This window comes from Klebsiella sp. FDAARGOS_511 (assembly GCF_003812845.1).
Classification (GTDB): domain Bacteria; phylum Pseudomonadota; class Gammaproteobacteria; order Enterobacterales; family Enterobacteriaceae; genus Klebsiella; species Klebsiella grimontii.
This window is the reverse complement of the sequence record NZ_CP033824.1, coordinates 2776992-2803428: the sequence shown is the minus strand read 5'-3', so window position 1 is coordinate 2803428 and position 26437 is coordinate 2776992. Positions and strand designations below refer to the sequence as shown.

Here is a 26437-nt window from a genome sequence, read left to right as displayed (position 1 = left end):
ATGGGCGGGAAGCTACTCGATATCCAGGGCATCCTCGGAAAGGATAATACCGGTATTATCGGCGTAGAGATGGTCGCCGGAAAAGAAGGTGACGCCGCCGAAGTTGACGCGCACGTCGCTTTCGCCGATCCCTTCACCTGCGGCTCCGACGGGGATGGCGGCCAGCGCCTGGATACCGATATCCAGCTCTTCCAGATCGTCAACCTGACGCACCGCGCCATAGACGACCAGCCCTTCCCACTCGTTTTGTACGGCCAGACGCGCCAGGTCAGCGTCAATCAATGCGCGTCGAACGGAACCACCACCGTCAACCAACAGGACATGACCACGGCCGTTCTGTTCGAGCATATCGTAGAGCAACCCGTTATCCTCGAAACATTTTACCGTGATGATTTGTCCACCAAACGACGAGCGCCCCCCAAAGTTGGAGAACAGAGGTTCCACGACGTTGACATCCTCCTGGTAGATGTCACAAAGCTCGGAAGTATCGTATTTCATAGGCTTAACGTTCAGTTGCTGCGAGAATTTTCAGTATATCTCGTGAATCACGCTGTTGGCAAAATCATCAATTGTTAATTGATATTTGTCAGTTAAGCCGCAAGCCTGCTGCAAATAATTCCGATAACAAACAGCAGGTTGGTCAGCAGTGCCCCTTTAACGGTTCTTTCGAGCATTGGACGCATGGCGACGGGGTCACGCTCCCGCATCACATAACGCGCCTGCTTAACCAGCAGCGGCGTCGCCAGCAGGAACAGCCAGCCCCACGGATTATGCAGCGAGATCAGGTTAAACAGCGCCAGGCACAGCAGCGCGCCAAACAGCAGGCAAGCGTGATAGCGGCGAGCGTTAACCGGCCCCAGGCGCACGGCGAGGGTGTTTTTACCGTTTTCACGATCGCTGTCGATATCGCGCAGATTGTTAATATTCAGCACCGCCGTCGCCAGCAGACCGCAGGCGGTGGCGGGTAAGAAAATGGCCGCTTCAACGCTGTGCGCCTGCAGATACCAGCTCCCGACGACGCTAAGCCAGCCGAAGAACACCAGCACGGAGATATCGCCAAGGCCGATGTAGCCGTAAGGGCGAGTGCCGACGGTATAGGTAATGGCGGCAACGATCGCGAGACCGCCGAGGACCATAAAACCGATAAAATCGGCCATGGTTTGCCAGGCCAGGAATAGCAACGTCAGGCCGGAGAGACAAATCAGCGCCACGGTGAGAATCAACGCGCGTTTCATCTGCGCCTGGGTGATGGCGCCTTTCTGCATACCGCGCAGCGGGCCGATACGGTCAGGTTTATCGCTGCCTTTTATCGCGTCGCCATAATCGTTGGCCAGATTGGAGAGGATTTGTAATAAACCGGCGGTAATGATGGCCAGCAGCGCAACCCAGGGATCGAAACTGCCCTGATGCCAGGCAAGCGCGGAGCCAACAATAATGGCAGCAAAGGCCAGAGGTAACGTTTTGGGGCGCAGGCTTTCCAGCCAGGCCTGGGTGCGAGTGATTGCGTGTTCGGTCATAAGTCCCGGCCAATAAAAATGGGGCCCTACCCTTCATACTTCAGGCTGCAGATACGTAGGCTACGCTCATTCACCCCAGTCATGTACTTATGCACACTCCTGGGGATGAATTCCCTTGCCGCGTGATTTGGCCTTCGGGGCCAGCGTAAGGTCTGTTCAAACGGTTAACCGTTTTGTCCTGCAACTCGAATGAGTAGGGTATCTATAGCCCCATCTAGTGTGATGAAAATATATTGAACCGGATTATAAGATAAAACGGCTCAGATCTTCATCTGCCACCAGAACATCCAGATGCTTACCGACATATTCCGCATCGATGGTGACGGTTTGGCCATTCATTTCGCTGGCATCGTAGGAGATGTCTTCGATCAGACGCTCCAGTACGGTATGCAGACGACGTGCACCGATGTTCTCGGTAGTTTCGTTGACCTGCCATGCGGCCTGAGCGATACGCTTGATGCCATCTTCCGTGAATTCGATATTGACGCCCTCGGTCGCCATCAGCGCTTTATACTGCACGGTGATAGACGCGTTCGGCTCGGTCAAAATACGCTCGAAGTCGTGGGTGGTCAGCGCTTTCAGCTCAACGCGAATCGGCAGACGACCCTGCAGTTCCGGGATTAAGTCAGACGGGCTGGCGACCTGGAACGCGCCGGAGGCGATAAACAGAATGTGATCGGTTTTCACCATACCGTGCTTAGTGGAGACGGTGCAGCCTTCAACCAGCGGCAGCAGGTCGCGCTGTACGCCTTCACGAGATACGTCAGGGCCGGAAGAGTTGCCGCCGCGCTTACAGATTTTGTCGATTTCGTCGATAAACACGATACCGTGCTGCTCAACGGCGTCGATGGCATCCTGCTTCAGCTCTTCCGGGTTGACCAGCTTCGCCGCTTCTTCTTCAATCAGCAGCTTCATCGCGTCTTTAATTTTCAGCTTACGCGGTTTTTGCTTCTGGCCGCCCAGGTTCTGGAACATGGACTGCAGCTGGCTGGTCATCTCTTCCATGCCCGGAGGGGACATGATTTCAACGCCCATCGGCGCAGCCGCGAGATCGATTTCAATCTCTTTATCATCAAGCTGACCTTCGCGCAGTTTTTTACGGAAAGACTGGCGCGCGGCGGAAGGTTCCTGAGGCTGTTCGGCCTGGCCCCAGTTGTTTTTCGCCGGCGGGATCAGCACGTCGAGGATGCGTTCTTCCGCCAGCTCTTCCGCACGATAGCGGTTTTTGTCGATGGACTGCATGCGCACCATTTTGATCGCCGCATCGGTCAGATCGCGGATGATGGAGTCCACTTCCTTACCAACATAGCCGACTTCGGTGAATTTAGTCGCTTCAACCTTGATAAATGGCGCATTGGCAAGCTTTGCCAGACGACGGGCGATTTCCGTTTTACCGACGCCGGTCGGGCCGATCATCAGAATGTTTTTGGGCGTGACTTCGTGACGCAGCTCTTCGTTGAGCTGCATACGACGCCAGCGGTTACGCAGAGCGATGGCGACGGAGCGCTTGGCTGCGTCCTGGCCGATAATGTGTTTGTCCAGTTCGCTGACAATTTCGCGTGGGGTCATTTCAGACATGGGAGATCCTTACGCTTTGGAGGTCAATTCTTCGATGGTATGGAAGTGGTTGGTATAAATGCAGATATCACCTGCAATACTCAACGCTTTCTCTGCGATATCGCGTGCGCCCATATCGGTATTTTCCAGCAGGGCGCGAGCCGCGGCCTGGGCGTAGGGACCGCCGGAGCCGATAGCAATCAAATCGTTTTCTGGCTGCACCACGTCACCGTTACCGGTGATGATGAGCGAGGCGTTTTCGTCAGCCACCGCCAGCAGCGCTTCGAGCTTGCGCAGCATCCGGTCGGTACGCCAGTCTTTCGCCAGCTCAACGGCGGCTTTCACCAGGTGGCCCTGATGCATTTCCAGCTTACGTTCAAACAGTTCGAACAGCGTGAAGGCGTCAGCGGTGCCGCCCGCAAAGCCGGCAATCACTTTGTCGTTATACAGGCGGCGCACTTTTTTCACGTTGCCTTTCATTACGGTGTTGCCCAGCGTGGCCTGGCCATCACCGGCAATAACGACATGGCCGTTACGGCGAACACTTACAATTGTAGTCACGAGCAGACCCCTTGGTTGCAAAAGCGGAATAGGGGCCCCGCGGTTTACGCGGGGCAGAATGCAATTATAGATGGGGGGGATTTTGAGGGTTTCAACCCCTGGCGGCGAGACGAATGCAGTTTGCGTGTCCGGCCATTTTCAGCCGTTCAATCATATTGCTGGCGTTTTCTTTGCCTTTCAGCGGGCCAATCACCACGCGATTCCAGCCGTTATTGGTGGTGATGTGCGAGGCGAAGCCTTCAAACGCCAGCTGCGCGCGCACGGTTTCCGCCTGCTCAGCGCCTTTAAAGGACCCGCACTGGATCATCCAGCTGCGATCGTCTTTTTTCTCCGTCGCGGCGGTTTTCGGCGCTTCTTCTACACGGGTTACCGGCGCGGCGGCCTGGGCTTTAGGCTGCGCGGTACTGGTATGCGCTGGCGTTTGCAGCAGGTCCTGATACGGCTGCTGATTCGACGCCGTCTGCCTCGGCTGCTGTTGTACCGGCTTCGGCTGCTCGACAACCCGCGGCTGGGTTCGCGGTTGCTGTACCTGCGTCTGCTGTTGGGCCTGCGCGAGCTGCTGTTGCTGTACCTGCTGCTGAGCTAAACGCTGACGCTGCAAGGTTTGCTGACGCTGTGCCGGAGTTTGTTCATTCCACGGCACTTCGGTCAGCTGCGTGGGCTGCTGACGCATATCGGCCTGCATCTGCGCCAGTAGCTGGCGCTGCTCATCCGTCAACTGCTCCGGCTTCATGACTTCTCCGCCCGCGGTGGGTTCCGTAGGCGCGCGTACCCCGGGCTGACGACTTTCCAGCTCTTTAATATAGCGCCAACGCTCTTCCGGCTTCGGCGGCAGGCCGTTGCCCGCGGCCTGGCGGTTCTGCAGAGCTTCAGCTTCTTCTTTCTTATGGTGAGTGATGAAGTACAGTCCACCGATAAAGGCCACCAGCACTGCCGCAGCGATGGCCACCATAGTCGGTGAAACCGCCGAAAGGCCGCCTTGTTTGTTCCTTGAGCTTCGCGTATTGCTCTTTTTGCGCCGCGAAGAAGCCGGTTGGCTGCGGCGTACATAATCTCGTTGTGCCACTATCGTTTCGCTGTCTTATTCGTTTTTCAGCCCGCCATGTTACTTAAGCGGCGGGGCTTTGACCAGAAGAGCAGGCCCGAAAGCCTGGTGGTTATGTTCGGATTTTGCGCGTACTGCCGCGAACGATAAGCTCGCAGTCAAGTAATCGTGATCCGCTGCTGACGTTATGACCGTGCAGTTGATCCAGCAAAAGCAGCATCGCTTCGCGGCCAATATCAAAACGTGGTTGCGCGACGGTCGTCAATGGCGGATCGCAAAATTCAGACAAAGAGATGTTATCAAAACCAATAATAGACAGATCTTCAGGAACTTTCAGGCCGCGACGTTTCGCCAGCGATAGCGCCCCCAGCGCCATAATATCGCTATGGCAGAAAATAGCCGTTGGCGGTACCGGCAGCGCCAGCAGCTGTTCCAGCGCGCTGGCGCCGGCTTCATAGGTAAAGTTGCCGCGGGCGATATAGTGCGGATCGACGGTTATCCCGCTGCGACGGAGCGCCTGGACATAGCCCTGCAGGCGGTAATGGCACAGCGGCATCTCTTCCGGGCCGGCGATACAGCCGATGCGGCGGTGCCCCAGCTCGTGCAGATAGTTCACAGCGTTAAACGCGGCGGTGAGGTTATCGATATGCACCGTCGGCAACTCCAGCTCGGGAGCGAATTCATTGGCCATCACCATTGGCGGCAGATTGCGCTGCTCTTCCACGCCCGCATCGAAGGGTAAACGGGAGCCCAGCAGCAGCATGCCATCGATCTGCTTGGTAATGATCAGGTCGATAAAGGTCTTTTCCTGACGGTTCTGGTGGGCGCAATCGCCGATCAACACCAGGTACTCTTGCTCCGCGGCGGTGACTTCAATACCGCGAATGATCTCGCTGAAGAAGGGGTCGCAGATATCCGGCACAATCACCAGGATGGTGCGCGACTCGTTGCGCTTCATATTGCGCCCGAGCGATTGCGGTAAATAGCCGACTTCAAGCGCGGCCTGCTCGACCCGGTTACGGGTGCTCTGCGAAACCTTATCGGGGTTCATTAACGCTCGGGATACGGTTGCCGTGGAAACGTTTGCCTTTTGGGCAACGTCTTTCATAGTGGCGGCAACGACCTGTTTTTTGGGCTTCACCTGATTTCTCCTCGCTGACTGGCGCAGACACATCCCTGGCGTTCTGACATCAGCAACATTTTTAACAGATAGTACATCCAGAGAGTTACAGAATTTTCATGAAAAACGTGATGACGGTTGAATTTTTCGATCCGCCTCGCAAGAGAAGCCTTAACCTTCAATAGGATCGACGTCCAGTACCCATTTCACTTTTCGCGCTTCGGGTAGCGTGTTAATCAACGCCAGCGTTCCGCTGACGATATGCTGCAGCTGAACGCGCGACGGATGCTGAAGGAGAATTTGCCAGCGCCAGCGGCCGCCGCGCTTTGGCGCCAGCGCCGGAACCGGCCCGAGCACCCACAGTTTCTTATCGGCCAGCGGGCTGGCCTGCAGCAGATTGCGCAGCTGCTGTAAAAAAAGCGGCGCCTGCTGATTGTTATGATCTTCGGCGCGAATCAGCACGTGGCTGGTCCACGGCGGCAGCTGCATGCTTTGCCGTTCCGCCAGCGCCTGCTCGGCAAACGCGTCGTATCCTTTATAAAGCAGCGTTTGCAGCAGCGTGTGCTCCGGGTGGTGGGTCTGCAGGATCACCTCGCCCTGTTTGCCCGCCCGGCCTGCGCGGCCTGAAACCTGCGTGTAGAGCTGAGCGAAGCGCTCCGCCGAGCGGAAATCGGCGGAAAACAGCGCGCCGTCAACGTCCAGCAGGGAAACCAGGGTGACATCCGGGAAGTGGTGCCCCTTCGCCAGCATTTGGGTGCCGATAAGAATGCGCGCGCCGCCGCGGTTGACGTCGGCAAGATATTGCTCAAGCGCGCCTTTGCGGCTGGTGGTATCCCGGTCGATACGGGAAATCGGGATATCGGGAAACAGCGGCCCCAGGGCCTGTTCAAGTTGTTCAGTTCCCAGACCGACCGGTACCAGATGCGTCGAACCGCAGGAGGGGCACTGGCGCGGAATCGGGCGCTGGCTGTCGCAGTGGTGGCAGCGCAGATGATGCTGGGCCTGGTGCAGCGTGTAGTAGCTGTCGCAGCGCGGACACTCCGCTATCCAGCCGCAGTCGTGACACAGCAGCGCCGGCGCGAAGCCACGGCGGTTCAAAAACAGAATCACCTGGTTATCGGCCTGCAGATGCTGGCGCATGCGGCCTATCAGCGCCGGAGACAGTCCGGCCTGCAGCTGCTGGCCCTTTAAATCCAGAACGTGCTGCTGAGCCGGGCGCGCATTGCCCGCTCGTTTGGTGAGCTTCAGCTGGCGATACTTGCCCTGGCGAACGTTATAAAGCGTCTCCAGCGCCGGAGTCGCCGAGCCGAGAATAATCGGGATTTGCTCGCTGTGGGCGCGCCAGACCGCCAGATCGCGGGCGTGATAGCGCCAGCCCTCCTGCTGTTTGTAAGAGCTGTCGTGCTCTTCATCGATGACGATCACCCCGAGGTCTTTAAAAGGAGTGAATAGCGACGAGCGAGTACCGATCACAATCGCTGCTTCGCCGTTTTTAGCTTTTAGCCACGCGGAGAGGCGTTCGCTGTCGTTCAGCCCGGAGTGCAGCACTTCCACCGGGGCGTTAAAACGGTGGCGGAAACGGGCGATAGTCTGCGGCGTCAGGCCGATTTCTGGCACCATCACCAGCGCCTGGCGACCCTGCGCCAGCACGTTTTCAAGGACGCTCAGATACACTTCCGTTTTGCCCGAGCCGGTGATCCCGGCCAGCAGCCAGGCGGAAAAGCTGTCCGAGGCGCTGTGGATCGCGCCCACGGCGGTGGCCTGTTCGGTATTAAGACGCAGGCGTTCGCCGGGTACCGAGAAGCCTGCGCGCCAGTCGGTGATAGCCGGCGCTTCGCTGGCCAGCTCCGCCAGGCCTTTACCCCTCAGTGCCTGCAGGGCGGCGTCGTTAAATTCCAGTTCGGCAACCTGATGGCGCCAGATCTTCCCCTGACGCAGCGCCGCCAGCGCCTGCTGTTGTTTCGGTGAGCGCTTAAGGCTGTTGATATCAACCGTTTGCCCCTGTTCGGTGGCAAACCAGTACCACATTGGCGTCGCGCTGGCGGGCTTACCCTGGCGCAGCACGATCGGTAGCGCGTGAAACAGCACATCGCCGATGGGATGATGGTAGTAGTCCGCCGCCCACAGCAGCAGCCGCCAGACCGAAGCGGAGAAGACCGGATCGGCGTCGAGGACTTCAGCCACCGGCTTGAGTTCGTTGAGCGGCAGTTCGCTGCGCTCACAGACCGCCGTTACGATACCTATCCGCTCCTGTTTGCCGAACGGGACGCGCACGCGACAGCCCGCTTTGACCGGCATGCCGTCAGGCAGCAAATAGTCAAAAGTGCGGGGCAGCGGAACGGGCAGGGCAACGTGAGCGACGGGCATTTAATCTTCCTGACTTGAAATCTGGCGGGTTAGTATACACATTGTGATAAGGGCTCGCGGATCAGTTTGCATATGCTGGTCAAATTCTGTATGATTCGCCGCCTTTGATGCGCTTTATGCGGTATCAAAATCTATTACCCGGCAATTTCGCTTTGCGCAATCGCACCGGGAAATTATTAACATCGCGTGGTGTCTGGCGTTAGGGCTGGAAGAGCGACGCGGCCTTAACTGAGGTTCTCCCATGAAAAAAGATATTCATCCGAAATACGAAGAAGTTACTGCTTCCTGCTCTTGCGGTAACGTCATGAAAATCCGTTCTACCGTAGGTCACGACCTGAACCTCGACGTGTGCGGTAAATGCCACCCGTTCTACACCGGCAAACAGCGTGATGTTGCTACCGGTGGCCGTGTTGACCGCTTCAACAAGCGCTTCAGCGTACCGGGTACCAGCAAGTAATTTGCTGAAGAAGCCGCCTCAGGGCGGCTTTTTTGTCTCTCGCGCGCAACCGCGCAAAAAAAGCAGAAGATTCCTTCTGCTTTTTTTTTATGGTTTTAGTATTCCCACGTATCCGGGTCGATTCCCAGCTCGCGCATAATCTCTTTCGCCGCTTCCGGGATTTCATCGCTGCGCTCTTTACGCAGGTCTTCATCGTTAGGCAACGGTTGACCGGTAAAGGCATGCAGGAACGCTTCGCACAGCAGTTCGCTGTTGGTCGCGTGACGCAGGTTATTCACCTGACGACGCGTGCGTTCATCGGTGAGGATTTTTAACACCTTCAGAGGAATGGAAACCGTAATTTTTTTTACTTGCTCACTCTTCTTACCGTGCTCAGCGTATGGGCTGATATATTCGCCGCTCCATTCAGCCATGAGTTACCTTTAATCCTCTATTCATTAGTTAAGGGCCTGAACGCGAGTTCTGGCCATAATTGCGCGTAGTTTACCGTAGAGGGGCGCATCTGACACCAAACAAGCCGCTACGGATGTGCGCTAATGCATATAATTTTAACGGCTATTTCCAGTTTGCTCAATCTATACGCAAAGAAGTTTAGATGTCCAGATGTATTGACGTCTATTATAACAATGATTACTCTGGTGCCTGACTTTTCACCGACTCAGCCCAGGAACTCCCCAACATGACGCGTAAACAGGCCACCATCGCAGTGCGTAGCGGTTTAAATGACGACGAGCAGTACGGTTGCGTTGTCCCGCCCATTCATCTCTCCAGCACCTATAACTTCACCGGATTTAACGAACCTCGCGCCCACGACTACTCTCGTCGCGGTAACCCGACCCGTGATGTGGTGCAGCGTGCGCTGGCGGAGCTGGAGGGCGGCGCGGGGGCGGTTCTGACCAATACCGGCATGTCGGCTATTTTGCTGGTCACCACCGTATTCCTGAAACCGGGCGATCTGCTGGTGGCACCGCACGACTGCTACGGTGGCAGCTACCGCCTGTTTGATAGCCTGGCGAAGCGCGGCTGCTATCGCGTGCTGTTTGTCGATCAGAACGACGAGCAGGCGCTGAGCGCCGCGCTGGCGGAAAAACCGAAGCTGGTTCTGGTCGAAAGCCCAAGTAATCCATTGCTGAGAGTTGTGGATATTGCGAAAATCTGCGGTCTGGCGCGTGAGGCCGGAGCGGTCAGCGTGGTGGATAACACCTTCCTGAGCCCGGCTTTGCAGAATCCGCTGGCGCTGGGCGCCGATCTGGTGTTGCATTCATGCACCAAATATCTGAACGGCCACTCTGACGTGGTGGCCGGGGTGGTTATCGCCAAAGATCCGGCGACCGTCACCGAACTGGCATGGTGGGCGAATAATATCGGCGTCACCGGCGGAGCGTTTGATAGCTATCTGCTGCTGCGCGGCTTACGTACGCTTTCTCCGCGTATGGAAGTGGCGCAGCGCAACGCGCTGGCGATTGTCGACTATCTGAAAACCCAGCCGCTGGTGAAAAAACTGTACCATCCGTCCCTGCCGGAAAACCAGGGGCATGAGATTGCGGCGCGTCAGCAAAAAGGTTTTGGGGCGATGTTAAGCTTCGAACTGGATGGCGATGAGCAGACGCTGCGTCGTTTCCTGAGCGGGCTATCGCTGTTTACGCTGGCGGAATCGCTGGGCGGCGTGGAAAGTCTGATTTCCCACGCAGCGACGATGACCCATGCGGGCATGGCGCCTGAAGCGCGTGCGGCCGCCGGGATCTCAGAAACGCTTCTGCGGATTTCGACCGGTATTGAAGATGGTGAAGATTTAATTGCCGACCTGGAAAATGGCTTCCGGGCAGCAAACGAGGAATAAACATGAGTGTGATTGCGCAGGCAGGGGCGAAGGGTCGTCAGCTGCACAAATTTGGTGGGAGTAGTTTAGCGGATGCGAAATGTTACCTGCGCGTCGCGGGTATCATGACGGAGTATTCGCAGGCGGGCGATATGATGGTCGTCTCTGCCGCCGGCAGTACCACCAACCAGTTGATCAGCTGGCTGAAGCTCAGCCAGACCGATCGCCTCTCTGCGCATCAGGTGCAACAATCGCTCCGTCGTTATCAGATGGATCTCATTTCCGGATTGCTGTCGCCAGACGCTGCCGACACGCTGATCGCCACGTTTATTCAGGATCTTGAGCGTCTTGCCGGGCTGCTGGATGGCGGCGTTACTGACGCGGTATATGCCGAAGTCGTTGGTCATGGCGAAGTCTGGTCGGCCCGCCTTATGGCGGCGGTGCTGAACCATCTGGGCGTAGAGGCCGCCTGGCTGGATGCGCGTAGCTTCTTACGCGCCGAGCGCTCCCCGCAGCCGCAGGTGGATGAAGGCCTCTCCTATCCGCTTTTGCAGCAGCTGATGGCTCAGCACCCGAACAAACGTCTGGTGGTGACCGGCTTTATCTCGCGTAACAACGCCGGAGAAACCGTTCTGCTGGGGCGTAATGGTTCCGATTATTCCGCCACCCAAATCGGCGCGCTGGCCGGGGCGTCTCGCGTCACTATCTGGAGCGACGTGGCCGGGGTCTACAGCGCGGATCCGCGGAAAGTGAAAGATGCATGCCTGCTACCGCTGCTGCGCCTTGATGAAGCCAGCGAGCTGGCCCGCCTGGCGGCGCCGGTGCTACATGCCCGTACGCTGCAGCCGGTCTCCGGCAGCGATATCGATTTACAATTACGCTGTAGCTACACCCCGGATCAGGGCTCTACGCGCATCGAACGCGTGCTGGCTTCCGGCACCGGGGCGCGTATCGTCACCAGCCACGATGATGTCTGCCTGATTGAGTTTCAGGTGCCTGGTGGTCAGGATTTCAAACTGGCGCATAAAGAGCTGGACGCCATTTTAAAACGCGCCCAGCTGCGGCCGCTGGCGGTTGGCGTACACGCCGACCGTAAGCTGCTGCAGTTCTGCTACACCTCTGAAGTGGCCGACAGCGCGCTGAAGCTGCTGGACGAAGCGGGGCTGCCGGGCGAGCTGCGTCTGCGTCAGAAGCTGGCGCTGGTGGCGATGGTCGGCGCCGGCGTGACCCGTAATCCGCTGCACTGCCACCGTTTCTGGCAGCAGCTGAAAGGCCAGCCGGTAGAGTTTACCTGGCAATCAGAAGAGGGCATCAGCCTGGTCGCGGTACTGCGCGCCGGGCCGACGGAAAGCCTTATTCAGGGCCTGCATCAGTCGTTGTTCCGCGCGGAAAAGCGTATTGGGCTGGTACTGTTTGGTAAAGGCAATATCGGTTCACGCTGGCTGGAGTTGTTCGCCCGTGAGCAAACGACACTTTCCGCCCGTACCGGTTTTGAATTTATTCTTGCCGGCGTCGTGGATAGCCGCCGCAGCCTGCTCAATTATGAAGGCCTCGACGCCAGTCGTGCGCTGGCTTTCTTTAATGATGAAGCGATTGAACAGGATGAAGAGTCGTTGTTCCTGTGGATGCGTGCGCATCCGTATGATGATTTAGTTGTGCTTGATGTGACCGCCAGCGAGCAGTTGGCCGATCAGTATCTTGATTTCGCCAGCCATGGCTTCCACGTTATTAGCGCGAATAAGCTGGCTGGTGCCAGCAGCAGCAGCAAATATCGCCAGATCCACGATGCGTTCGAGAAAACCGGGCGACATTGGCTGTACAACGCTACCGTCGGAGCCGGTTTACCGGTCAACCACACGGTACGTGACTTGATTGATAGCGGCGATACCATTCTCGCGCTAAGCGGTATTTTCTCCGGCACCCTCTCCTGGCTGTTCCTGCAGTTTGACGGTACCGTGCCGTTTACTGACCTCGTCGATCAGGCATGGCAGCAGGGGCTGACGGAGCCGGACCCGCGTGTCGATCTCTCCGGGAAAGACGTGATGCGTAAGCTGGTGATCCTAGCCCGTGAGGCGGGTTACGATATCGAGCCGGATCAGGTGCGCGTAGAGTCGCTGGTGCCCGCTCATTGCGAAGAGGGTTCTGTTGATCACTTCTTCGAGAACGGTGAAGAGCTGAACGAACAGATGCTGCAGCGCCTGGAGGCGGCGCGTGAAATGGGTCTGGTATTGCGCTACGTGGCGCGTTTTGATGCCAATGGTAAAGCCCGCGTCGGCGTTGAAGCGGTGCGCGAAGAGCATCCGCTGGCGGCGCTACTGCCGTGCGACAACGTCTTCGCCATTGAGAGCCGCTGGTATCGCGATAACCCGCTGGTCATCCGTGGTCCGGGCGCCGGTCGTGATGTGACCGCCGGGGCGATTCAGTCGGATATCAACCGCCTGGCGCAGCTGCTGTAGTCATAAATAAAAGACCAGGCAACGCCTGGTCTTTTCGCCTTAGTGCGCAGCGAAAACTTCTTTGGCGGCAAACAGGCCATTCAGGGCCGCCGGGAATCCGGCATAGACCGCCATCTGCATGATAACTTCGGTAATCTCTTCCTGTGTCAGGCCGACATTTAACCCGGCGGCGATATGCACTTTTAGCTGCGGTGCGGCATTGCCGAGGGACGTGAGCGCGGCGATGGTGGCAACTTCACGGCTGCGCAAATCGAGCCCTGGTCTGGCGTAAATATCGCCGAAGGGGAACTCAATCAGATAGCGGGCAAAATCGGGGGCGATATCCTTCAGGCTGTTGACGACGGCATCGCCGCCTTTGCCGTCCACGCGCTGTAGCATTTCTTGTCCGGTGGTATAACGTTCGCTGCTCATAGCCTATTCCTCAGTGTGATTATGCGTTACGAGGAAGGTTAGGGAGGTTTACCGGACTTGAGTAATACCCTTTTCGTGATACCTTTTCAGTATGACAAATTCACGCTTACAGAATCTGGATGTCCGCCTGCTGCGCTATTTCGCAGTGGTTGCGGAGGAAAGTAACATCAGCCGAGCGGCTCAGCGGCTCTTTATTTCGCAGCCGCCGCTGAGCCGTCATATTCGTCATCTGGAATCTCAACTGGGGGTGGCGCTATTTTTGCGCCACACCAAAGGCTTGATTCTGACCGATGAGGGAAAACGGGTGCTGGACATCGTTCGGCCGCTGTTGTGTCTTCAGGAGCGCACCCTGTCGGCGCTGAGCCAGCTCTCGGCGCCTGCGCAGCAGCTTCTGCGGATCGGGCTGACGACGGCCTTTGAACAGGGCGTTTTCGCCGCCGCGGAATCCGCTCTGGGGGAACAGACCGGCGCTTTACATATCACTCGTCAGTCATCACCGGCGTTGGCCCGGCTGGTGCGAAAGGGCAAGCTGGATGCGGCGCTGGTGGCGCTGCCGCTGAATACCGAGGGGCTTCACCTGCATCCTTTGTCTTACCAGGAGCCGCTCATCGTAGCGTTACCCGCATCCTGGCCGGAGGCCGTTAGGGCGGACCTGACGTTAAGCGCGCTCAATCACCGGCCGTTGTTCTGGTTTCCACGCGAGCGTAATCCTGATTTTTTTGACTATACGCGGCGTATTTTTGATCGGGCAGGCTATTCGCCCGCTTACGTTGAGGAGCCCGCCGAGCATGATGTTCTGCTGGCGCGCATTGCGCGCGGAGAAGGCATGATCCTTCTGCCAGCCTCTTTTTCCGCGATTCAGCGGCAAGGAGTGGTCTTTTGTCCTCTTCGGGACGCCAGCCAGCAGCTTCCTCTTAGGCTTGGTGTGGTCACGATGTCCGCAAATGAGGGGGTACGGGAAAGGGTGATAGCAGTCCTTGAAAAATCATTACCTTAGCGAATGCGCCATGAATTAATTTCATCTTGTCTGAATATTCCTCACTGTTTACGCTGATTTTTCTATTGACGCCGGTGCTCTTTTCCGTCATTTTTACATCTGGACGTCTAAACGTATAGAAGTTCGCAACACAACAAACAATAAAATGCGATTGATGAGGTAAGGTATGAGCTTTTTTCACGCCAATCAGCGGGAAGCCCTGAATCAGAGCCTGGCGGAAGTGCAGGGCCAGATTAATGTTTCTTTTGAATTCTTTCCGCCGCGCACCAGTGAAATGGAGCAAACCCTCTGGAAATCCATCGATCGCCTGAGTAGCCTGAAGCCGAAGTTTGTCTCCGTGACTTACGGTGCTAACTCCGGTGAACGTGACCGCACCCATAGCATCATCAAAGGTATAAAAGAGCGTACCGGTCTTGAAGCCGCGCCGCATCTGACCTGTATTGACGCCAGCCGTGATGAGCTGCGCGCCATTGCCCAGGATTACTGGAATAGCGGGATTCGCCATATCGTTGCGCTGCGTGGCGACCTGCCGCCGGGCAGCGGTAAGCCGGATATGTATGCGGCAGACCTGGTCACGCTGCTGAAAGAGGTCGGAGACTTTGATATTTCCGTCGCGGCTTATCCGGAAGTCCATCCTGAAGCTAAAAGCGCGCAGGCTGACCTGCTTAACCTGAAGCGTAAAGTTGATGCCGGGGCAAATCGCGCGATTACCCAGTTCTTCTTCGACGTTGAAAGTTACCTGCGTTTTCGCGATCGTTGCGTCTCGGCCGGTATCGATGTCGAAATCATTCCGGGTATTCTGCCGGTCTCTAACTTTAAGCAGGCGAAAAAGTTTGCCGATATGACCAACGTGCGTATCCCGACGTGGATGGCGAAAATGTTTGAGGGCCTGGATAATGACGCCGAAACTCGTCAGCTGGTGGGTGCGAACATTGCGATGGATATGGTGAAGATTTTAAGCCGTGAAGGGGTGAAAGATTTCCACTTTTACACGCTTAACCGCGCGGAAATGAGTTACGCAATTTGCCACACTCTGGGCGTGCGACCGGCTTAACTCCCATTCCGTTTTCCTCTTCTTATCCTTCCCTTTTTTACGCGGCGACGAAAAAATTCATTCGGCGCCGCTTCTTTTGGTTTATCACCACGTCGGCAAAGCGAGTATTTTAGGCGAACGCATGCGGCGAATACAGTATGCCGCTATTGGACTGACGGCATTCGGTTTATTGCTGGTGCTGCAGCCATGGCAGCTCGACTTCTCCTTGATGAAAGCGCTCTGCTGGCGATTCTTTCCGGCATCAACTGGGGAGCCAGCGCCATCGTTGTGAAGCGAAGGTATGCTCGCTATCCAGGCGTTGATTTACTCGCTCTGACGACCTGGGAAATGGTGTACGGCGCGTTGGTGATGAGTGCGGTGGCGTGGCTGGTTCCGCAGTATCAGCCTGGGTTTTCTGGGCATTGGTATTTTGGTCATTGTGAGGCGCTGACTGCTATCAGCATGAAAAAACGTGTGGCGCGGGTGCAGAGCGCATGAGGCGGTCTGCACCCCATTGAGATTCTCGTCCAGTGGCATACGTTGCCAGCCCTCTTCGGCCGCCAGCGCGACGGCCGTTTTCCTTCAATGCTTTCTCTTATCCCTTAATCTCATAAAGCAGGGTTTGTCCGGCGATAACCTGGCCTTTAGCCTTAATTTCCAGGCAGCCAAAGTCCTCAACGTTGCTACACACCACTGGACTTATCATCGATCGCACGTTTGCGTTGAGAAAATCAAGGTCCATCTCAAGCACTGGCTGCCCCGCAGCCACTTCGCTACCTTCTTCAATCAACCGCTTAAATCCCTGGCCGTCAAGCGCGACGGTATCCAGCCCCATGTGGACTACGATCTCAGCCCCTTTTTCCGTTTCGAGGCAAAACGCGTGATTGGTATTGAAGATTTTGACGATTGTCCCCGCGGCGGGAGAGAGGACGATATTGCTGGTGGGCTTGATGGCGATGCCGTCACCGACAGCTTTGCTGGCAAAAGCTTCGTCCGGCACTTGTTGCAGTTCCACCACCTCACCGCTTACCGGAGAGAGTAGTTCGGCGATAACAATGGCGCCAGCCGTAGTGCGGGGTTTGTTAACAACAGGCGTGGTGGCAACTGGTAGAGCTTCAGCAGCATCAACATGACCAGCGGTTTTCATCTCATTGGCAATTTTCTCTGCAATAAATCCGACGATAATCTGCACATTTGTATTGTTCAGGCGGATCACGCCACTGGCACCCAGGCGTCTTGCCAGCGCTTCGTTGACCAGTGTAGCGTCTTTAACTCCCAGGCGCAGGCGGGTAATGCAGGCATCAATAGAGGTCAGATTATCGGAGCCGCCAATCGTCGCAATGTACTGGCGGGCCAGCGCGGTTACACTTTGCTCTTTATTGTCGCTAACATTTATATCTTCACCATCAGCAGCGCTTCCGGCAACGGCGAGTTCACGACCTGGGGTCATCAGATTAAATTTAGTGATGGTGAAACGGAAGACCAGATAGTAGATAGCGAAGAACACCACCCCCATTGGGATCAGCAAGTACCACTGCGTCGCCAGCGGGTTACGCGAGGCCAGCACCATGTCAACCAAACCGGCGCTGAAGCCAAAACCGGCAATCCAGTGCATGCTGGCAGCAATGAAGACCGAGAGGCCAGTCAGGGCCGCGTGAATGACGTACAGCACGGGCGCTACAAACATAAAGGAGAATTCCAGTGGCTCGGTGATCCCGGTAAAGAAGGCGGCAAAGGCGCCGGCCATCATAATACCCATGACTTTGGCTCTGTTTTCCGGGCGTGCGCATTGATAAATCGCCAGTGCAGCTCCCGGCAGGCCAAACATCATGATCGGGAAGAAACCAGCCTGGTAGCGGCCGGTAATGCCGAGTACCGCTTTGCCTGAAGCAAGCGACTGTGCGCCGCCGAGGAAATTGGGGATATCGTTAATACCGGCTACATCAAACCAGAACACCGAGTTGAGAGCGTGATGCAGACCAACGGGTATCAAAAGGCGGTTGAAGAAGGCGTAGACTCCAGCTCCCAGTGAACCTAGCTTCTGGATATGTTCGCCAAAGCTCACCAGGCCGCTGAACACCACTGGCCAGATAAACATCAGTATGAAGGCAACGATAATCATGGCGAAAGAGGTGATGATCGGTACCAGACGGCGGCCGCTGAAAAAGGAGAGCGCTTTTGGTAACTCGACGCTGCTGAAACGATTGTAAAGCTCGGCGGCGATAATTCCCACCATGATACCGATAAACTGGTTTTTAATTTTGCTAAAGGCGGCAGGTACCTGATCTGCCGGTATTTTTTGGATCATTGCAACGGCGGCTGGCGAGCAAAGTGTGGTTAATACCAGGAAACCCACAAATCCTGCCAGCGCGGCCGCGCCGTCTTTATCTTTTGACATGCCGTATGCGACTCCTACGGCAAAAAGTACGCCCATATTATCGATAATGGCGGCACCGGACTGAATACATAACGCTGCAAGAGCATTAGAACTTCCCCAACCATTGGGATCAATCCAATATCCGATACCCATTAAAATTGCTGCTGCGGGCAATGTGGCGACTGGCACCATTAGCGCACGCCCCACCTTCTGGAGATAACCCAATATATTCATTATCGTTCTCTTAGAAAATAAAATCCTGAAGCCAGCGTGACCGTGAGGGCATTTATACTGGCTGACCCTGCGATGGGTATTGCGGTGTTATAACCGCTTTGTTTTTGTGGTTTTATTTTTAAGGGAATAAGAGAAAGGTTAATGTTATCTCTGTCGCATTTTATTAAATACTTTACAAGGTAATATTTTTAATAATTTAAAGGCGTAAGAAAATAGCAGCCATTTTTCAATGTCCGCTTATTTGTTTTATGCTCGGTAATTAAAAAGGTTAATTTACTGAATAGGCGATGACTCCTTTGCAGTATGTTGTATTAACCTGATAGTCATCTTCTAATATAACGATGTCAGCATCGAATCCGCGCTGTAATTTACCTTTCCGGTTCTCTAACCCTAACAATCTGGCGGGGTTGATGGTGCAGGATTTTAATGCTGAGGCAAAGGGTACTGTCGCACCCTCAACCATATTATAGAGCCCGCGATTCAGCTGTAGAGTACTGCCCACCAGTACACCATTTTCACGTCGGGTTGCACCATCCGGACCTAAAATCATTGGTTCACCACCAAACATATAGCGGCCAGGAGGGCAACCTTTTGATTTCATTGAATCGCTAATCATAATGACGTCATCATCATTCTTAATGCGATAGAGATTAGCGGCAGAAACCAGGCTCACAAAAATGCCGTCGGCGATCAATTCGCCGTAAAGACCGTCGAGTCGGAGCGCGGCGCCCAAAAGGCCCGGTTCACGGTTGACATATTTCGCCATCCCGTTGAAAACATGGGTGACATTTTTTGCGCCATTAGCGACCGCTTCCAAAGCCTGTTCGAAGGAGGCATCCGAATGACCCAGATTGACCACGATACCTTGCTGAGTGCAATAGCGTGTTAACGCCAATTCGGCATCTTCTTCTGGCGCAAGGCTGATGGCGATGATTCGCCCATGAGCTGCACGTTCAAAGGCTTGAAACGCGCTGACGCTGGCCGGCCGAATCTGTTTTTCCGGCTGTGCGCCGCGGTAAAGCTGGCTAAGAAATGGCCCTTCCAGATGGATGCCGAGAATTTCCGCACCCTGGTAACCTTCATCCATAACGCGCGAGATATTTTCCAGCGCAGCAAACAGAGTGGTATCTTCATCGGTCACGGTCGTGGGACAAAACGCGGTGACGCCTTCTTCCGGCAGACGATACGTCCAGCGTCGAAGCCCCTCAGGATCGTCTTCGTTAGTATCATAGTCCCAGGCGCCGTGGGCATGAGTGTCAATCAACCCTGGTATTATGCGCCGTGAGCCATAGTCCTGGTCAACATTTGGGCTGAGCCCCAGCGTGATATCGCTGATAACACCATTTTCCAGGGTCAGCTGCGCCGGATAGAAACCACCCGCTAGCCAAACACGTTCACTCTGGATTTTCATATATCCACCTTATGCGTTGATGAGCGATGCTGCCTCGCGGTCGCAAATAATGGTTACGTCTGGATGCATCAGTAAGAACGAGGCGGGGAATAATGGGTCGACACGAGTGCACTCATGAAGCTGTTTAATGACCGCCGCTTTTGATTTACCGTTAGCAATCAGGACAATTTCTTTACTTCTTAGAATAGTTCCCATACCGAGCGTTATCGCCCGTAGCGGCACATCTTCTTTACGTGAGAAGAATCGAGCGTTGGCCTCTATGGTTTCTTCATTAAGATCAATAATATGGCAGACAGGGCTATGAGTGGGATGAGGTTCGTTAAAACCAATATGCCCATCGTGACCAATGCCAAGGATAGTGATATCAAAATCACCTTGCGCCTGAATTTCACGCTCATAGCGTGCGCATTCTGCGTTTAAATCTTCAGCCAGAACGTTGGGTGCAAAGGTATTTTCACAAGGGATATTAGCGTGCTGATAAAAATAGTGCTCTAAAAACCAGTAATAGCTTTGCGGATCGTCCTTCTTTAGCGGGATATATTCATCAATGTTAAATGATCTGGCGTGTGCGAAATTAGCCTCTGCGCTTTTAGCCATTCGACTCATTTCTGCAAGAAGGCCCACAGGAGTTCCTCCGGTAGGTAATGCCATCACCAAATTCGGTTTTTTCGCTAGCGCAATCGCTACCCGACTAGCCGCCAGCTCACTCATTTCTTTGTAGGTTTCAGTAATGATAAAATTTAACATGTTTATCCTTTAGCCGCCTATGGTTGCTTTCAGACCAATTTCTTCGGCGTAATGTTTTATTTGCTCTGTCATTTCTCGCTGGCAGCCAGGAATATTATTCAGAAGATAGGGCATGCCAAGTTTTTGATACTTTCCAACACCGTAGATGTGATATTCCAGAATATCGACCTGCTGAACCGCAGCGCCCAGCTTGCGGATAAAATCCAGGCGTTGACGGATATCTTCCGGATCGTCATTACGTGTGGGGACAATGACCATGCGCGCAAGCATGGGGGTACCCATCGCCGCGATCGCTTTGGCATTTTCAAGGATCAACCGATTATCTACGCCGGTACAGGCGAGATGCGTCTCGGCATCAAAGGCCTTAAAATCGTAAGAGACCAGATCGACCGCTTCGATCAGCGGGCGCAGTTTCTCCCAGCGAATATGCCCGGCAGTATCAAGGCAAACGTGCACATCCGCCTCTTTTAACAGTAGAGCCGTCTCCCTGACGAACTCAGCCTGCAGTGCAGGCTCGCCGCCGGAAAAAGTAACGCCACCGTGGCTGGAGTCGTAAAATGATTTATCGCGCAGCAGCAGATTGGCCAACTCGTGGGAGGACATCTCCTTACCCACTTTTTCGTAACCGTCATAGGGGCACATATCGACCATATCCAGCAGGTTGGTACAGTTTTTTCGATCGATATTCACGCCGTTACCCGGTGTCGCCATGGTAATGGTGTTATTGACTGCGGCCTTAGCGCAGGTGCCACACTGGCGGCAGCGTTCCTTAAACCAGAAAACGTTGAAACCTGGTCTGATAGTCTCCGGATTCGCACACCACTGGCAGCGTAAATTACATTGCTGCATAAATACGGTACTACGTATTCCTGGACCGTCTTTGGTCGAGTAACGCTGAATGCGTGAAATCAGGCCAGTTCTCATATTACCTCCATATATACCCTAAATAATTCGGGTGGCAGGATAAGGACGCTATAAGCGTCCTTAACAACGTAACTGCAACTCGAAGTATGTCGGGATATCTACCAGGCCAGTTCTGTGCGGGCAATAATCGCGTCCTGCGCTTCCGGCATCAGCGTCGAGAACAGAGCGCAGTAACCCGCAACGCGGACCATCAGATTCGGATAATCTTCCGGGCGCTCTTTAGCCGCGCGTAAAAGATTCGAATCGATGATGTTGAACTGGTTATGGAAGATATTTTTCTCGCGACTGGCTTCCATGAAATGAGTGAATTTCTCCAGATTATCGTCGCCTTCCAGCGCGCTCGGTGTAAATTTCATGTTCAGCAGCTGGCCACCGGCGATTTTCTGGTTAGGCAGTTTCGCGACGGAGTTGATCACCGCAGTCGGGCCTTCTTTGTCCGCGCCAAGGCATGGTGATGCGCCTTCGTTCAGCGGTAGAGTGGCCAGGCGGCCATCCGGAGTTGCGCCAACGTCAAAACCGTTTGGTACATATGAAGTGATATTGGAGGTGGACATGGTGTACCCACAGCCCTTCGGTCCCTTACCGTAACGGTCGGTTTTGTATTTCGGCAGCAGCTTCAGGTAGGACTCGAATACGTCGGCGACGATGTGATCAACGTAGTCGATATCGTTACCGAACTTCGGCGCGTTACGGCACAGTTTACGCACGCGGGCGCCTTCGATGCCTTCAAAGTTGCAGTCCATCGCATCGCGAAGCTGCTTCAGTGTCAACACCTTGTCATCAAAGACCAGCTTTTTCACCGCTGCCAGACTGTCGCCAACCACTGATGGACCGATATTGGATGAGCTAACGAAGTCATATTCAGCGCCGCCATTTTTCAGGGTTTTGCCGCGCTCCAGCGAGCAGTTGATGGTGGCAGAAGCAAAGGCGTCGGCATCGTGATATTTCAGCGCACGGTCGCAGACCAGGTCACAATCAACAGCCAGATCGGAGTAGAATTCCAGCAGCTGATTCCACGCGGCCCAGACTTCATCATAAGATTCATAATTAATCTCACGACCTTCCTTACCGTTGACTTTGACCAGCTGTACGCCAGTTGCCGGGTCGCAGCCGTTGTTCATCACCAGTTCAAGAATTTTGCCGAAGTTTACGTAGGTCATCCCGGTGGCTCGATGGCCCCAGCGCCCCGGAATCGCGGTTTCGACACAACCCATTGAGGCATATTCACGCGCGACTTCTTCCGTCAGGCCGAGAGTCATCATCGCCGGGATAACCACTTCGTCGCAGAAGATGGACGGCATGCCGAATCCTTTACGGATCAGTTTTGCTGAATCCTGCATCAGCGAGTGCGGGGTATCTTTAGAGAAACGTACGCTCAGGTTTGGCTCTGGCAGGCCGGTCAATGCCATGGCTTCCAGCGATAAATAAGAGAGGTCGTTGGTACCGTCGGTGCCGTCCGGCTTCATACCGCCAACCATCAGGTTGGAGTAAAGCGGGTAGCCGCCGCTGTACTGCGTGTGGCCCCACGGGCGCACTTTATTCAGACTGTTGGTCATGATGAAGAAGTGGGTCAGGATCTCCAGCGCTTTTTCTTTGCTGATTTTTCCGGAGTTGATATCCGCCTCGTAGAACGGCCAGATGTACTGGTCAAAACGGCCGAAAGAGAAGGAATGACCGTTACTTTCGATCATCATTAGCAGGTGAGTCAGGTAGACGGTTTCTACCGCTTCGTAGAAGCTTTGTGCTTTGCCTTCCATCAGGTGAGCGAACATTTCGCTCATCGTCAGTAGTTCGTTACGGCGTTTAGCATCGGCGGTTTTTTCCGCCTCTTCTTTTGCCAACAGAGAGAAGCGTTTGCAGTAATGCAGCGCCGCATCCATGGTGATGATGACCGCCTGGTAGAAATCCGTCTGTTCTTCAGTCAGGTCCTGGTCTTCCGCCAGATGTTGTTTTGCGATATCACGCATCCCACCGTAGCCGACTTCCAGTACAAAGTCATGGTTCGGAATGATATGGCCATCGCCAGACATACTGATACCGCCGCGGTGTAGTACCCCCTGTTTTTCTGCCAGGCGGTTTATTTGCGGTAGGTTAGTCAACACTTCATCCTGGTGTGTTTTCCCCTGCCAATAATCCTGCAGCACACGCAAGCGTGCTTTGGTTTCTTCAGCAACCTGAAAGCTGTCGCCTGAACGTTTATCGAACTCGTCCAGCTCGTCAATGACCCAGTTAAACGAGTATTCCGGGAACACCGGGGCGGCAAAATTGGCGCTTGCCTGATTACCGACGATCAGCATGTCCGGTTCGATATAGATAGTCATCTTTTCCAGAATATCGGCCATCGCTAACGCCCGGCGAATCACAATGGATTTACCCTCAGAACGTTTGAAGGATTCGGTGATGATCTCCGCGCGTTCCGGGCAAATGGTCGCCACGCGGTGGAACATCTGATCTTGTTTTTTGGCGATACGATTGAAATCACAATCGTTGTTGGTGGGTTTGAAGCTCAGTAATCCGTTCATAAAGACCTCAATTCTGGAGTGGGTATCCCTATTCCACGCCTGAGGTGTTCTTTTGTCAATAAAAAAATGATCTATTTTGTTTCTTTTGGCTTTAATGAATCCAAATGAAACATTATAAGGGTGCAAAAAAACACAGACGCCTGTTGTCAGACGTCTGTGCGATCAGGAGTGAGTATCTGCCAGCAATAGCTGTACGTTTTGCGTTTTAATCAGAGAGAGGGTGTCGTTGGGGAGGTCGGTCTGGCTGATAACGAGGTCGAGGTCAGCCAGACGAGCGTGGCCAGCAAGAAATGTTTGGCCAAACTTGCTTCTGTCTGCCAGTAGTATTTTTTGCCTTCCAGCACGCATCAGCGCTTGCTTGACGTGGGCATCGGTCATTTTGGGTACCGTCAGTTCTCCCAGTTCGTTAATACCCTGAGTACTGAGGAAGACCTTATCGGCATGGATATTACGAAAGAAATCAGCGGTGCTGAAGGAGATCATCCCTTGGGTATCGTCCTCGTACTCACCTGGTGCCACGATTAATTTAATATTTTTTCTCCCTTTCAATAGATTAACTACTGGAACGGAATTCGTTATCACCATGATTTTTTTATCAAAAATAAACTGTGCCAGGGCCAGTGGCGTGGTACCGCAATCGATAATAATCGTATCGCCATCCTCAACCAGTTCGGCGGCTTTCTGGCCAATCAGATGCTTGTCATCGACCATCTGTATTGATTTGAGCTGGAAACTGGGCTCGACGCTGGCACCGCTTGTCAAATAGGCCCCGCCGTAGGTTGTTTTTACAATACCTTGTTTTTCAAAGAAAGACAGGTCGCGACGGATGGTCATTTTGGTGACGCCGAACTTTTCGGCGAGTTCATTGACGACGACTTTTTTGTTCTGTTGCAGAATGGCATAAATGCTCATTCTTCGATCTGATGATTGCATGTCTACGATACATCCGGAGGAAAATCGCACTATAAAACACATCATTCAGGCTGACAATGGGGGATGAAAAGAACATGAAAGAACACACCCGCCGAAGCAGGTGTGTGCAGAGGTTATTCCCACTCTTGCAGGAAGCGTTGACCGTATTGGTCGGCGACCAGAAGCGCCGCATAGACCTGATCCGGCGTCGCGCCGCCGGGCATATTGTGGATGGTCTCACCTTCCGCGCAGGCGGCTTCCGCGACGGTACGCATTTTGCCCGGGATATCGGTTTTAATATCCAGCTGCGCCAGGGTGATAGGCAGCCCGACGCTATGGCACAGCGCCGCTACGGTTTCGATCTCTTCCACCGGCGCGTTTTCCAGTACCAGCTGCGTAAGCGTACCGAAAGCCACTTTTTCACCATGATAGTAGTGGTGAGCGTCCGGAATAGCGGTCAGACCGTTGTGAATAGCGTGCGCAGCCGCCAGGCCGCCGCTTTCAAACCCGACGCCGCTCAGGTAGGTATTAGCTTCAATCACCCGTTCCAGCGCAGGCGTCACAACGTGCTGCTCTGCCGCCAGCATGGCTTTTTCACCCTCTTCAATCAGCGTGTTGTAGCACAGTTCAGCCAGCGCCAGCGCCGCCTGGGTGCATTTACCGCCAGCCATGGTGGTCGCGCCGCTGCGGGAGCAGGCACGCGCTTCAAACCAGGTCGCCAGCGCGTCGCCGATACCGGCTGCCAGCAGGCGTGCCGGGGCCCCAGCTACGATTTGCGAGTCAACAATAACCATGTTCGGGTTGCGCGGCAGCATCAGATAGCTATCAAACTCGCCATCATCGGAATAAATGACCGAGAGCGCACTGCACGGCGCATCGGTGGAAGCAATCGTCGGCGCAATAACCACCGGAAGATTCATAAAATGTGCTAATGCTTTTGCGGTATCCAGCGTCTTGCCGCCGCCGATACCGAGCACGGCTGTGCATTGGACAGAATCGGCGATACCACGTAAGCGATTGATTTCATTGTGTGAGCATTCACCGCCAAACGGAGCGATTTCACCGACCAGCCCAGCATCCGCCAGGCTTTTACGCAGTTTTTCTTCGGCAAAACCGAGTACGAATTTATCGCCAACGATGAGCCAGCGTTCAGCCAGCGGTTTGAGGTAGCCGCCAAGGCGAGTCATTGCGTCTGCGCCCTGAATATACTTACCGGGTGATTGAATAATGCGATCCATTTCTATTCCTCCTGGATGACCGTGATGCCACCCCCCTGGGCGGCTCGCCGATCGGGTTACAGGTTCAGAGTTCCAAAGGCGTTATTCCAGTCCTGCTCAAACTTCTCAATGGCTGACTCTACCGCAGGGGTACCGAGCATTTGTTGCGCTACATCTAACGGAAGGGTGATAGCTTCGCAACCGGCTAACAGGCAATCCAGCGCCTGGCGTGGAGTTTTGAAGCTGGCGGCCAGCACTTTGCTTTCCGGCGCATGCAGTTCCAGCAGGGACTGCAGCTCCTGGACCATGCGGATGCCGTCACCGCCCTGGGCATCGACGCGGTTTACGTAAGGGGCAACATATTTTGCCCCGGCCAGCGCGGCCAGCAGGCCCTGAGAGGCGCTGTAGACCGCCGTGCCAAGTGTAGGGATGCCTTCTTTTTTCAACAATTTGATAGCGGCAAGGCCTTCGGCAGTGACCGGGATTTTTACCACGATACCGGGGACGGCGTTGCTCAGGCGTTTGGCTTCTTCCACCATGCCCTGCGCGTCGCGGCTCATGGTCTGGGCGAACAAAATACCTTCCGGGCCGACGGCTTTTTGCAGGCGCGGCAGAACATCCCAAACCGGCGTTTTACCGGCAGCGATAATGCTCGGGTTGGTGGTCACGCCGGCCAGCGGGTAGATACGCGCCAGGCGTTCAACTTCTGCTACGTTTGCGGTGTCCAGATAGAGTTCCATGATTCTTTCCTCA

At 54.7% G+C, this 26437-nt stretch carries 22 protein-coding genes and 1 pseudogene; 6 read left to right on the top strand and 17 right to left on the bottom strand.

The genetic code is table 11. The annotated features are described in order from the left end of the window. Positions 1-12: 12 nt before the first annotated feature. The 7 genes from rraA to priA form a co-directional block, all read right to left on the bottom strand. On the bottom strand, positions 13-498 hold the full coding sequence (rraA, locus tag EGY08_RS14440) for a ribonuclease E activity regulator RraA (protein WP_004127241.1): 486 nt from the start codon (positions 496-498) through the stop codon (positions 13-15). Positions 499-590: 92 nt separating this feature from the next. After that, a complete protein-coding gene (menA, locus tag EGY08_RS14435) occupies positions 591-1517 on the bottom strand; it encodes a 1,4-dihydroxy-2-naphthoate polyprenyltransferase (RefSeq protein WP_004127244.1) in 927 nt (308 codons plus the stop codon). 243 nt (positions 1518-1760) lie between these two features. Further along, positions 1761-3095 (bottom strand): HslU--HslV peptidase ATPase subunit, encoded by a 1335-nt coding sequence (hslU, locus tag EGY08_RS14430; protein WP_004127247.1) that lies wholly within the window; start codon positions 3093-3095, stop codon positions 1761-1763. A gap of 9 nt (positions 3096-3104) precedes the next feature. Next, positions 3105-3635 (bottom strand): ATP-dependent protease subunit HslV, encoded by a 531-nt coding sequence (gene hslV, locus EGY08_RS14425; RefSeq protein ID WP_004127251.1) that lies wholly within the window; start codon positions 3633-3635, stop codon positions 3105-3107. 91 nt (positions 3636-3726) lie between these two features. Further along, positions 3727-4701 (bottom strand): cell division protein FtsN, encoded by a 975-nt coding sequence (ftsN, locus tag EGY08_RS14420; protein WP_071830616.1) that lies wholly within the window; start codon positions 4699-4701, stop codon positions 3727-3729. Positions 4702-4792: 91 nt separating this feature from the next. Then, a complete protein-coding gene (gene cytR / locus EGY08_RS14415) occupies positions 4793-5821 on the bottom strand; it encodes a DNA-binding transcriptional regulator CytR (protein WP_004127258.1) in 1029 nt (342 codons plus the stop codon). Positions 5822-5971: 150 nt separating this feature from the next. After that, positions 5972-8167 (bottom strand): primosomal protein N', encoded by a 2196-nt coding sequence (priA, locus tag EGY08_RS14410; protein ID WP_123828603.1) that lies wholly within the window; start codon positions 8165-8167, stop codon positions 5972-5974. Positions 8168-8408: 241 nt separating this feature from the next. On the opposite strand from priA, the gene rpmE reads away from it, so the two are divergent. Beyond that, positions 8409-8624, top strand: a complete 216-nt coding sequence (rpmE, locus tag EGY08_RS14405) for a 50S ribosomal protein L31 (protein ID WP_004107543.1) — start codon at positions 8409-8411, stop codon at positions 8622-8624. Positions 8625-8719: 95 nt separating this feature from the next. Here rpmE and metJ read toward each other — a convergent pair whose 3' ends face one another. After that, positions 8720-9037 carry a met regulon transcriptional regulator MetJ gene (gene metJ, locus EGY08_RS14400; RefSeq protein WP_004107547.1) on the bottom strand — a complete coding sequence of 106 codons (318 nt, stop codon included), beginning with the start codon at positions 9035-9037 and terminating at the stop codon, positions 8720-8722. 266 nt (positions 9038-9303) lie between these two features. On the opposite strand from metJ, the gene metB reads away from it, so the two are divergent. Together metB and EGY08_RS14390 are read left to right on the top strand one after the other, a co-directional pair. Beyond that, positions 9304-10464, top strand: a complete 1161-nt coding sequence (metB, locus tag EGY08_RS14395; protein ID WP_004127265.1) for a cystathionine gamma-synthase — start codon at positions 9304-9306, stop codon at positions 10462-10464. Between the two features lie 2 nt (positions 10465-10466). Beyond that, positions 10467-12899: a bifunctional aspartate kinase/homoserine dehydrogenase II gene (locus EGY08_RS14390; RefSeq protein ID WP_004127269.1), complete on the top strand. Its 2433-nt coding sequence runs from the start codon at positions 10467-10469 to the stop codon at positions 12897-12899. Between the two features lie 39 nt (positions 12900-12938). Here the strand turns inward: EGY08_RS14390 and EGY08_RS14385 are convergent, their stop codons facing one another. Beyond that, the gene (locus EGY08_RS14385) at positions 12939-13310 is read right to left on the bottom strand and encodes a carboxymuconolactone decarboxylase family protein (RefSeq protein WP_123828602.1); all 372 of its coding nucleotides are present in this window, start codon (positions 13308-13310) and stop codon (positions 12939-12941) included. Positions 13311-13401: 91 nt separating this feature from the next. Here EGY08_RS14385 and EGY08_RS14380 point away from each other — a divergent pair, with 91 nt between their 5' ends. The 3 genes and pseudogenes from EGY08_RS14380 to EGY08_RS14370 form a co-directional block, all read left to right on the top strand. Next, entirely contained in the window at positions 13402-14307 is a 906-nt protein-coding gene (locus EGY08_RS14380) for a LysR family transcriptional regulator (RefSeq protein ID WP_049113492.1), read from the top strand. A gap of 166 nt (positions 14308-14473) precedes the next feature. Then, positions 14474-15361, top strand: a complete 888-nt coding sequence (gene metF / locus EGY08_RS14375) for a methylenetetrahydrofolate reductase (RefSeq protein ID WP_004127280.1) — start codon at positions 14474-14476, stop codon at positions 15359-15361. A gap of 100 nt (positions 15362-15461) precedes the next feature. Continuing rightward, positions 15462-15771 (top strand): annotated as a pseudogene (locus tag EGY08_RS14370) (EamA family transporter); the annotation flags it as partial. 164 nt (positions 15772-15935) lie between these two features. Here EGY08_RS14370 and nagE read toward each other — a convergent pair. The 8 genes from nagE to fsa form a co-directional block, all read right to left on the bottom strand. Beyond that, positions 15936-17951 (bottom strand): N-acetylglucosamine-specific PTS transporter subunit IIBC, encoded by a 2016-nt coding sequence (gene nagE, locus EGY08_RS14365; RefSeq protein ID WP_004127285.1) that lies wholly within the window; start codon positions 17949-17951, stop codon positions 15936-15938. Positions 17952-18219: 268 nt separating this feature from the next. Beyond that, positions 18220-19362, bottom strand: coding sequence for an N-acetylglucosamine-6-phosphate deacetylase (nagA, locus tag EGY08_RS14360; protein WP_004127287.1), 1143 nt, complete (start codon positions 19360-19362; stop codon positions 18220-18222). A gap of 9 nt (positions 19363-19371) precedes the next feature. Further along, on the bottom strand, positions 19372-20109 hold the full coding sequence (gene nagB / locus EGY08_RS14355) for a glucosamine-6-phosphate deaminase (RefSeq protein ID WP_004127295.1): 738 nt from the start codon (positions 20107-20109) through the stop codon (positions 19372-19374). A 9-nt stretch (positions 20110-20118) separates the two neighbouring features. Next, complete coding sequence (locus EGY08_RS14350) at positions 20119-21033, bottom strand: glycyl-radical enzyme activating protein (protein WP_004127298.1); 915 nt, start codon at positions 21031-21033, stop codon at positions 20119-20121. A 98-nt stretch (positions 21034-21131) separates the two neighbouring features. Continuing rightward, entirely contained in the window at positions 21132-23555 is a 2424-nt protein-coding gene (locus EGY08_RS14345) for a glycyl radical protein (protein WP_049113497.1), read from the bottom strand. A 162-nt stretch (positions 23556-23717) separates the two neighbouring features. After that, complete coding sequence (locus EGY08_RS14340) at positions 23718-24467, bottom strand: DeoR/GlpR family DNA-binding transcription regulator (RefSeq protein ID WP_123829430.1); 750 nt, start codon at positions 24465-24467, stop codon at positions 23718-23720. 134 nt (positions 24468-24601) lie between these two features. Beyond that, positions 24602-25705 carry a bifunctional L-1,2-propanediol dehydrogenase/glycerol dehydrogenase gene (gene gldA / locus EGY08_RS14335; RefSeq protein ID WP_004127305.1) on the bottom strand — a complete coding sequence of 368 codons (1104 nt, stop codon included), beginning with the start codon at positions 25703-25705 and terminating at the stop codon, positions 24602-24604. Between the two features lie 56 nt (positions 25706-25761). Further along, on the bottom strand, positions 25762-26424 hold the full coding sequence (fsa, locus tag EGY08_RS14330; RefSeq protein WP_004107558.1) for a fructose-6-phosphate aldolase: 663 nt from the start codon (positions 26422-26424) through the stop codon (positions 25762-25764). Positions 26425-26437: the final 13 nt, after the last annotated feature.